Here is a 4199-nt window from a genome sequence, read left to right as displayed (position 1 = left end):
TATATTAAATTATTCAGATAATGAAATCAAATATATAATTTCAAAATTACTAAATAAAAATGTAGAAATAACACCTATAGGAAATCATGAGCTTAAAAGACATTTAGTTTATAGCGTGAGAAATGAAGATGAGATAATAGGAGTATTTAAGATTTATTATAAAAAGCATAGATGGAATAGAGAAGTTGCTTCATTAAAATTCCTTGATGGAAGTGGTATTAAGGCTCCTAAAATTTTAAATTTAGGTAAACTTGAAGATGGAACTGAGTGGCTTTTCATGGAGCATATGGAAGGGAGAATATTCGAAAATGTCAAAAACATCATCAGTGAAGATAACATAAGAGAAATATATGAAGAAATTGGAGAAGAACTAGGCAAAATACACAGTTTAAAGACCTTTGATTTCTTTGGAGATTGGGACGAAAATGGTAACAGTATAGAGAATATAAAAGATTTTTCTGTGGTCTTTAGAAAAAATGTTGATGCTACCCTTAAAGAATTGTTTGATCAACATTTAGAAGAAGAAAAGCTTCAAAGGGAATGTGCAGAAATTTTAAAAGGAATGCTTAACTTACTAGATAATGTTAAACTATCATATCTTCATAATGGTGATTTTGGAGAGAGAAATATTCTTGTTAAGAAAGTAAAGGATAAATGGAAACTTTCAGCGCTAATTGATTTTGAACAGTGCAGAGCTTATGACAAAGATTGTGAAATTATAGGTTGTTATTATACATTGATAGATGAGAACAAAACATTTGCAGAAGCTTTTAAGGTTGGGTATGAAAAATATATGAAATTTAGTGAAGATTTAGAGAAGAAAAAAGATCTATATGAGATTTATAGTGGATTAAGTATTTGCAGTTGGGCCAAAATACAAGCTCCTGAATATTATTTGGAAGGGATTAAAATACTTAAGAAATTTAGTTGTGATAAAGATTAAAAAGAAATATGTTTATAAAAATATAGTTTAAAAATATAAACCTAATTAGAAAAGCGGGAGATTTAAAATGAACATTAAAATTAGACAGTTAGAAAAAGAATTATTTATGGATACAGCAAAGATGATAACAGAACTTATGAACTATCATAGAAAATTGAATAATGCACCAAAGGAGTTTTGGCAAAAAGATGAAGAATCTATTGAAACTCTTAAAGAATGGCAAGGAGTAGGAACAGTATATAATGTGTTTAAAGATGAAACAGCGGTAGGATTTTTTTATATAAGATTTGGAGGACAAAATGTTGCATGGCTAGAGGATTTGTATATATCAGAAGAATTTAGAGGACAAGGTATAGGAAAAAAAGCTATGTCAGCTTTAGATGATCTTATGGAGGAGAAAAAAATAACCTCTATGTTTGTTAGTGTAATTCCAAGAAACATAGCTGCAATTAAGCTCTATAGAGATTGTGGCTTTGATCATTTGAATATGATAGAGCTTAGAAAAAATTATGATAAGAGATTAAATAAGGATGAAGATGTAGATATTTTAGGGTTTCAATTTAAAAAATATTAGAAAAGGGTGAAAAAAGTGGGGAATAAGAAATTAAACTTTTATTTTTTCGGTGATATCGGTACTTATGATAAATTTAATCCAGCATATGCATGTAATAAAGAATATGCACCAGAAATACTATATATTATTGCAAGTCATAAGCCATTTTCAATATGTAAATTTGAGATAATGAAAAAATTTAATATTGAAGAAAATAAATTTGATGATGTAATTAGCAGCCTTAAATTAATAAATGCTATAGATGAAAATGAAAATGGGTATAAAATAAATTTTCCAACATTTTTAGAAAAGGATATAGTTAATATGGACAAGCACTTAAATAATATAGGTGAAGTAGTTGGAGATAAAATAATATCTTTGAAGAATGTAATTTATGAAAAGTTATCATGCTTAACAAATTATAAGGCTTTTACTAATGAAAGGCTATTATATCATATCATCTGTGATAAAATTTTTGATGGAACTGTCTTTGATTTTTTTGAGGCTAAAAAAGTTTTTTGTACATCAAAACTTCAAAAGGATAATAGAAATTATATTATAGTGGCTTATGAAGATAGTAGTATAGTAGATAAATACAGTAATAAACTTTTATGCAGCAGCAATAATTATAGAGCAGGTGATTTCATTTTTAATAGTTTTGGTGATTCAAATGGATCAAGGAAAGATGTATATAGATTTTTTAGATTAGCTCAAAAAGGTCTTGAAAATACATCACCTTTTTATGACTTAAATTTATCATATGTAAAGGTTATAGATGATATTAATAAAGATATTGCAAAAAGATGTGGAGAGTTGATTTATGATGCATACAATAACTCTATTAATTATAATCAACTCACAAATGAAGATAAAAACTTATTGCACTTTCTTAACGAAATTAACTATATAACTATAAATGATGAAAGCAAAAGTATATCTGTAAATATACCTATATTTAAATCTAATGATAAAGTTATAATCAATGAAATATCAGACATTGTTCTTTCAAATATTTTTCCAATAGTAAAGGAGACTTTTGAAAACTTTGAGAGAAATGCTCCAGATTTAACTGGAGTAATACACAAAGTAGATATAAAAGAAATAGCTAATGAACTATGGCATCAAATTTTTGGAGCGGCTAATGAATATCTAGTAAAAGAATCCTTTGTTCATAAGCCGGAAGATATAGATGGAGAAGGAAGATATCTAAGAAGTTTATATGTAGACAAATAAGGGGACGGTTCATTAATTTATTGAATTTAATAAAAATAATATTATAGTTCAAGAGATGTTAGATTACCTTGATAATGTCTATAAGGTGGTATAGATTTTATCGTGGAAGCATCTATTAATAGCTTATAATAAATGATTAATAGTATTACATTGCATAAGTTATAGGGGGGATTTAATTATGTATTTAGTAAGTGCCTGTTTAGCTGGAGTGGACTGTAGATATAATGGAAGTAATAGTGAAAATAAATTTATATTACAACTAGTTAAAGAAGGAAAAGCTATAGCCTTATGTCCAGAACAGCTAGCTGGATTACCAACACCAAGACCATGTTGTGAAATTATTATAGATGAAAGTGGTAATAAGAAAGTAGTTGGGAAAGATGGACAAGATTTTACTAAAGAATTTATTGAAGGCGCAGAAAAGACTTTAGCTATTGCAAATATTATAGGAATTAAGAAAGCAATATTACAGTCTAAAAGCCCTTCTTGCGGATGTGGATTTATATATGATGGAAACTTTTCAGGTAAATTAATAAAAGGAAATGGATTAACTACAGAGATATTAATTAATAATGGAATTAAAGTATATACAGAAAATGATTTAAATAGATTGTAGTTATATTAATATTTAAAAAGGGGGATAAGAATGAATAATATTATAAAGGATATTGAGATTAAACATAATGCACCATCTATAGAAGGATATTTAAATCTTAGAAAAGTATCAGGGCTAGGTGAAAAAACTGTAGAAGCTGCAGAAAAAGGATTAAAAAATTCGCTATATTCTGTAACCATATATAATGAAGGTTCACTTATTGGAATGGGAAGAGTAATTGGCGATGGAGGGTGCTTTTTTCAAGTTGTGGATATAGCAGTTACCCCTAATTTTCAAGGTAATGGACTTGGAAAAATTATAATGAGTGAAATAATGAATTACTTAGATACATCAGTACCTAAAGGTGGGTATGTAAGCCTTATTGCTGATGACCCTGCAAATAAATTATATGAACAATTTGGATTCAAATATACATATCCACAGTCATATGGTATGCATATATACTATTAAAAAATACTTAAAATGAATTTTTACTATTAATTTTTTTGTGTGGAATAAAAACATAGGACGAATTACAAGAAAAGATAGAAGAGATTTTTCTATTATTGAAGGAAAATTTATATTTATATAGAAATTATAATTTAAGAATAGTTATTTTATAGTAACTATTCTTGAATGTTTTATGGTTATCTGTTAGGGTATATATAAGAATAGAGATTCACTAATATTATGATTAAAGGCTAGCTATAGTATTTTTTGTAGTTATTAGTAGGCATAATTTAAATTTAAGGGAGGATTATCATGGGGGTTTTTGCAAATGAAGTAAACTTTGATAGTTTAATAACTAATTTAGGAAGTTGTTGTTTAAGGAAAGATAGTTGTACAAGTTGTACTAAAGAAAAATGTTTAATAGG

General features: G+C 27.1%; 5 protein-coding genes. All 5 read left to right on the top strand.

Annotated elements, in window-relative coordinates; translation table 11 throughout:
- On the top strand, positions 1-943 hold a 943-nt coding region (locus B2W91_RS03060; protein WP_291578812.1), incomplete at its 5' end, for an aminoglycoside phosphotransferase family protein.
- A 67-nt stretch (positions 944-1010) separates the two neighbouring features.
- The gene (locus B2W91_RS03055) at positions 1011-1517 is read left to right on the top strand and encodes a GNAT family N-acetyltransferase (RefSeq protein WP_291578811.1); all 507 of its coding nucleotides are present in this window, start codon (positions 1011-1013) and stop codon (positions 1515-1517) included.
- Positions 1518-1532: 15 nt separating this feature from the next.
- The gene (locus B2W91_RS03050; protein ID WP_291578810.1) at positions 1533-2729 is read left to right on the top strand and encodes a hypothetical protein; all 1197 of its coding nucleotides are present in this window, start codon (positions 1533-1535) and stop codon (positions 2727-2729) included.
- Positions 2730-2907: 178 nt separating this feature from the next.
- Positions 2908-3345 carry a DUF523 domain-containing protein gene (locus B2W91_RS03045; protein ID WP_291578809.1) on the top strand — a complete coding sequence of 146 codons (438 nt, stop codon included), beginning with the start codon at positions 2908-2910 and terminating at the stop codon, positions 3343-3345.
- Between the two features lie 30 nt (positions 3346-3375).
- Positions 3376-3795: a GNAT family N-acetyltransferase gene (locus B2W91_RS03040; protein WP_291578808.1), complete on the top strand. Its 420-nt coding sequence runs from the start codon at positions 3376-3378 to the stop codon at positions 3793-3795.
- The last annotated feature ends 404 nt before the right edge of the window (positions 3796-4199 follow it).

It is taken from the genome of Clostridium sp. UBA6640 (assembly GCF_002455975.1).
Classification (GTDB): domain Bacteria; phylum Bacillota; class Clostridia; order Clostridiales; family Clostridiaceae; genus Clostridium_J.
This window is presented reverse-complemented; position numbering and strand designations above follow the sequence as displayed.